Annotated in this window: 4 protein-coding genes; 2 read left to right on the forward strand and 2 right to left on the reverse strand. The window is 50.2% G+C overall.

Annotated features, from left to right (window positions below; translation table 11 throughout):
• The first annotated feature begins 115 nt into the window (after positions 1 to 115).
• On the forward strand, positions 116 to 991 hold the full coding sequence (locus CLOSYM_RS10855) for an ABC transporter permease (RefSeq protein ID WP_003498509.1): 876 nt from the start codon (positions 116 to 118) through the stop codon (positions 989 to 991).
• Positions 992 to 1,765, forward strand: a complete 774-nt coding sequence (locus CLOSYM_RS10860) for an ABC transporter ATP-binding protein (protein WP_003498511.1) — start codon at positions 992 to 994, stop codon at positions 1,763 to 1,765. It begins immediately after the preceding gene.
• A 105-nt stretch (positions 1,766 to 1,870) separates the two neighbouring features.
• Here the strand turns inward: CLOSYM_RS10860 and CLOSYM_RS10865 are convergent, their stop codons facing one another.
• Both CLOSYM_RS10865 and CLOSYM_RS22440 read right to left on the reverse strand, forming a co-directional pair.
• Positions 1,871 to 2,602: an SIR2 family NAD-dependent protein deacylase gene (locus CLOSYM_RS10865; RefSeq protein ID WP_003498513.1), complete on the reverse strand. Its 732-nt coding sequence runs from the start codon at positions 2,600 to 2,602 to the stop codon at positions 1,871 to 1,873.
• A gap of 90 nt (positions 2,603 to 2,692) precedes the next feature.
• Entirely contained in the window at positions 2,693 to 4,411 is a 1,719-nt protein-coding gene (locus tag CLOSYM_RS22440) for a dipeptide ABC transporter ATP-binding protein (protein ID WP_021642165.1), read from the reverse strand.
• Between the last annotated feature and the right edge of the window lie 38 nt (positions 4,412 to 4,449).

Raw genomic sequence — 4,449 nt, forward strand, 5'->3', positions numbered from 1 at the left:
ACGATAACCTGTACGCTCTGCGCACAGGTCACCGTCCTCAGCAACAGACGGTGAAAAGCCTGCCCCGCGGGCTTTTCACCTCTGCCGACATTAAGAAGAAATTTGGAGGTTTGCCATGTCTATAATACTTGGCGTTTTGAATGAAGGTTTAATCTATGCACTGATGGCTCTTGGCGTCTACATCACCTATACCATCCTGGACTTTCCGGATCTGTCGGTGGACAGTACATTCCCAATGGGAGCGGCTGTAACCGCCACGTTGATTCTGGCAGGAATGCCGCCGGTTCTCACTCTGTTTATTGCATTTGGGGCAGGCGCTCTGGCCGGAACGGTCACCGGACTGATTCATGTCAAATTGAAGGTGCGCGACCTTCTTTCGGGAATTATCGTCATGACGGCCCTGTATTCGCTGAATCTTCGAATCACGGGCGATAAGGCAAATCTGCCGATTTTCAGCCGGGATACGATCTTTGACAATGAGTTCGTATACGGGCTCCCCTCTCCCCTGAATGAATTCAGCACCGTTGTGATTCTTCTTCTGATCGTGGCGGCAGTCAAAATACTCCTCGATCTATATATGAAAACGCGTTCCGGATATCTGCTGCGGGCCGTTGGAGACAACGAAACCCTTGTCACTTCCCTCGCGAAGGACAAAGGCTCCGTTAAAATCCTGGGCCTGGCTCTGGCGAACGGCCTTGCCGCCCTCTCGGGTGCCGTATACTGCCAGCAGAAAGGATTCTTTGAAATCTCCGTCGGCACCGGCACCATCGTTATGGGCCTTGCAAGCGTTATTATCGGAACAAAAGTATTTGCCAGATTCGGGAAGCTGAAAGCGACGACGGCCGTCATACTCGGAACAATCGTATATAAAGCATGCGTCTCTGCGGCCATGGCGGTCGGCTTTAAGACACTATACTTAAAGCTTATCACTTCTGCGTTCTTCCTCGTAATCCTTGTAGTCAGTGAAAACGGAAAGAAGAAGGTGAGATAAATGCTGGAATTAAAACATATTGATAAGTATTATAATCAGGGAACCATCAATGAGATGTGCCTGTTTGAGGATTTTAACCTGACTGTCAATGAGAACGAATTTGTTTCCGTGGTCGGAAGCAACGGTTCCGGCAAGACAACACTCTTAAATATCATCTGCGGCAGCATCCCCATTGACAGCGGCCGGATCATCATTAACGGAAAGGATATCAGCCGGATGCCTGAATTTAAACGCCAGCGCACCATTGGCCGCGTCTATCAGAATCCTGCTATGGGAACCTGCCCCAATATGACGATCCTGGAAAATATGGCTCTGGCCGATACAAAGGGGAAGCCGTTTAACTTAAAGCGCGGTACTGATAAGCAGCGTATCGACTTCTACCGTGAAAACCTGCGCATGCTGGGGCTGGGCCTGGAAGATAAGCTGGAGGTCAAGGTCGGCGTCCTCTCAGGGGGACAGCGACAGGCCATGGCTCTTCTGATGTCCACAATGACCCCCATAGAATTTCTGATTCTGGACGAACACACGGCTGCCCTGGATCCGAAAACGGCTGAGATTATCATGGAACTGACCGGGAAAATTGTCCGGGAAAAGAAGCTGACCACTATTATGGTCACACACAACCTCCGCTATGCCGTGGAGTACGGCAACCGTCTTCTGATGATGCACCAGGGCCATGCTATCCTGGATCAGACAGGGAAGGACAAAGAAGGTACGAAGGTGGAAGATCTGCTGGATAAATTTAACGAAATCAGCATTGAATGCGGAAATTAAAACTGTAGAGGTCACGCCCGCGTGTTATTTCCTCTGCAAAAAAGGGCTGCCGCCGGCAGCCCTTTTTCCTTAACTATGGATTTCCATTTAGAAACACAGTATATTCTAATATCCCAGCTGGCAGAGTACATTGCCAGGTTCCTCAACGATAACCAAGTCCGCCTTATGATCCATGTAATGCTCTTCTTTATGGATTATGATAAGGTTGTGTCCATTGTAGTACCTGACATAGTTGGAAAACACCTCGGACTGCATTGTTGTCCCCAACAGCAGCAGAACCTCCGCCTTTTCGATCTCTTCGGTGGTTCTCGTCATGATACGGCTGTCCACCATCTCCCCAAAAAGGGAAACGAGAGGCCGGATCACCGAATGACATATCATACAGTAAGGAACTCCCTTACTGTTTTGTATATCTTCTACCGAGTAATATTCACCACAGTGAGGACAGCGGTTCATAAAAATCGTACCATGGAGATCGATTACATTTTCGCAGCCGCCCCTCTTCTCCTGATCAAAAATATTAGAAGTAATAATGCAGTGCAGATGGCCTGCCCTCTCCATCGCCGCCATTATATGGCTGGAAGGGCCCGGTTCCGGTATTTTATCCAGTATTTCTTCATGGTAAAATTTAAAGAACTGCATCGGGCGGGTATTGTAGTAGGAGCTGGTGAAAATTTCTTCCGGAGACGCTCCATAAACACGCTCGATTTCATAAGCACGTTCCGGCTTTTTGATGCCGATAAAACCGCTCTCTTCCGTCATTCCTGAGCCGCAGAGCGCAACTGTGTAATTACTATTTCTTAAGATTTCACGTAAACGGCCGATTTCTTTCTCCATATGCTTCCCTCCCTGTATCATTTTCCCACTTTACAACTTCATTATACTAAAAACAGGGAAAGGTTACAAGAAAAAGGTTTTTACAAAAGTTTACATCAGCCGGAAACACCTGGCCGTATGGCCTGCAGCAACCATCGTATCCTCCGGCCTCGCCTCGCGGCAGCGGCTGCAGCGTTTCGGACATCTCGGGTAGAAGAAACATCCCCGGAAACCGGCCGGAACGCCTTCTCCGATATCTGCCACCGCCTTCTCCGACGCAGCCGTATCTCCGTCCGGAGCGGAATTCAGAAGCAGTTCCGTATAGGGATGGGCCGGTGCGCGGTATATCTCCTCCGCAAGTCCCGACTCTACGATCTCTCCCCGGTACAATACCACCACCCGGCGGCATATCCGCCGCACAATGTTCAAATCATGGGTGATAAACAGGATGGTCATTTTCTTTTCATTATGGAGCCTCAGAATCAGCCTTAAAATCTGAGACTGAACCGTGACATCCAGGGCCGATACCGGCTCGTCCGCAATGATCAGCCTGGAATCCATCAAAAGCGCTGTTCCAATGCTGATTCTCTGTCTCTGGCCGCCTGACAGCTCCCTCGGCCTCCTGTCCGCAAATGACGGGTCGAGGCCGACATCGACAAGCATGTCCGCAACCATCTGCCTGCGCTTGTCCCTGTCCGTAATGCCGCGAAGGCGCAGCGGTTCCTCCAGAATCCATCCAATCTTTCTTGCCGGGTTCAGGGAACTGAACGGATCCTGAAACACCATCTGGGGCCTCAGATTATCATCCATTTTAACAATCCCGGTATAGTTGTTATGAAGTCCCAGAATCGTCTTGCACAGCGTGGACTTGCCGCAGCCGCTCTCCCCGACGATCCCCAGGATTTCACCGTCATAGGCAGTCATCGATACATCGTGAATGACATGCTTTTTGCCCTTTTTTTTCCAGAAGGCGCCTGCCCTTGTATCATAGTATACGTTTAAGTCTTCCAGGCGGAGTATTTCCCGACCGTTGCCTCCGGCCGCATGGTCCTCCGGTATGGAGGCGACCAGGCGCTTCGTATAGTCATGCTTCGGGTTTAAGAGGACCTCCCGGGTTCCCCCCTCCTCCACGATATCCCCCTTATATACGACAATCACACGGTCGCAGATCTCCTTTATCACATTCAGGTCGTGGGAGATAAAAAGGATGGACGTATTATTTTCCCTGTGTATCTTTTTCAGCAGACGCAGAATCTGGGCCTGGACAATAACATCCAGAGCAGTCGTCGGCTCATCGGCGATAATCAGGTCGGGGGAACAGACCGTGGCCTGGGCCAGCATAACCCTCTGGCGCATTCCGCCCGACAGTTCATGCGGATATTTCGTGCAAAGGCTTTCCGGATCTGAAAGTCCCACTTCCTCAAGGGCGGCAGTCACCCTTTCGTGTATCTCTTTATCAGACAGGGAGGTATGCAGCTTAAGGCTCTCCCCCACCTGCTTTTCTATCTTCATAACAGGGTTTAAGGAGGTCATCGGTTCCTGGAACACCATGGCCATCCTGCTGCCCTGAAGCTTTCTCTTTTCTTCGTCCTTCATCGTCAGCAGATCGGTTCCTTTAAAAAGGATCTGCCCCTGTGTTACAATCGCATCTTTAGGAAGCAGTCCCATAAGCGCCAGCGCGCTCATGGATTTCCCGGAGCCGGACTCTCCGACAACACCCAGGATTTCCCCTTCCCTTACTTCAAAGCTGATTCCCTTCACCGCCGGGGATATGGTCTTCCCCTCCTGAAAGCCAATGGTCAAATCTTTAATTTCTACTAATGGTTTCACGGCTTTCCTCCTCGTATAATAAGTTTGTAAGCAAGAAA

This window comes from [Clostridium] symbiosum ATCC 14940, assembly GCF_000466485.1.
Lineage (GTDB): Bacteria > Bacillota > Clostridia > Lachnospirales > Lachnospiraceae > Otoolea > Otoolea symbiosa.

Bases quoted from the DNA above. Each gene is read 5' to 3' on its own strand.
- CLOSYM_RS10855 (WP_003498509.1), top strand. From the start codon at position 116: ATGTCTATAATACTTGGCGTTTTGAATGAAGGTTTAATCTATGCACTG.
- CLOSYM_RS10860 (WP_003498511.1), top strand. From the start codon at position 992: ATGCTGGAATTAAAACATATTGATAAGTATTATAATCAGGGAACCATC.
- CLOSYM_RS10865 (WP_003498513.1), bottom strand. From the start codon at position 2,602: ATGGAGAAAGAAATCGGCCGTTTACGTGAAATCTTAAGAAATAGTAAT.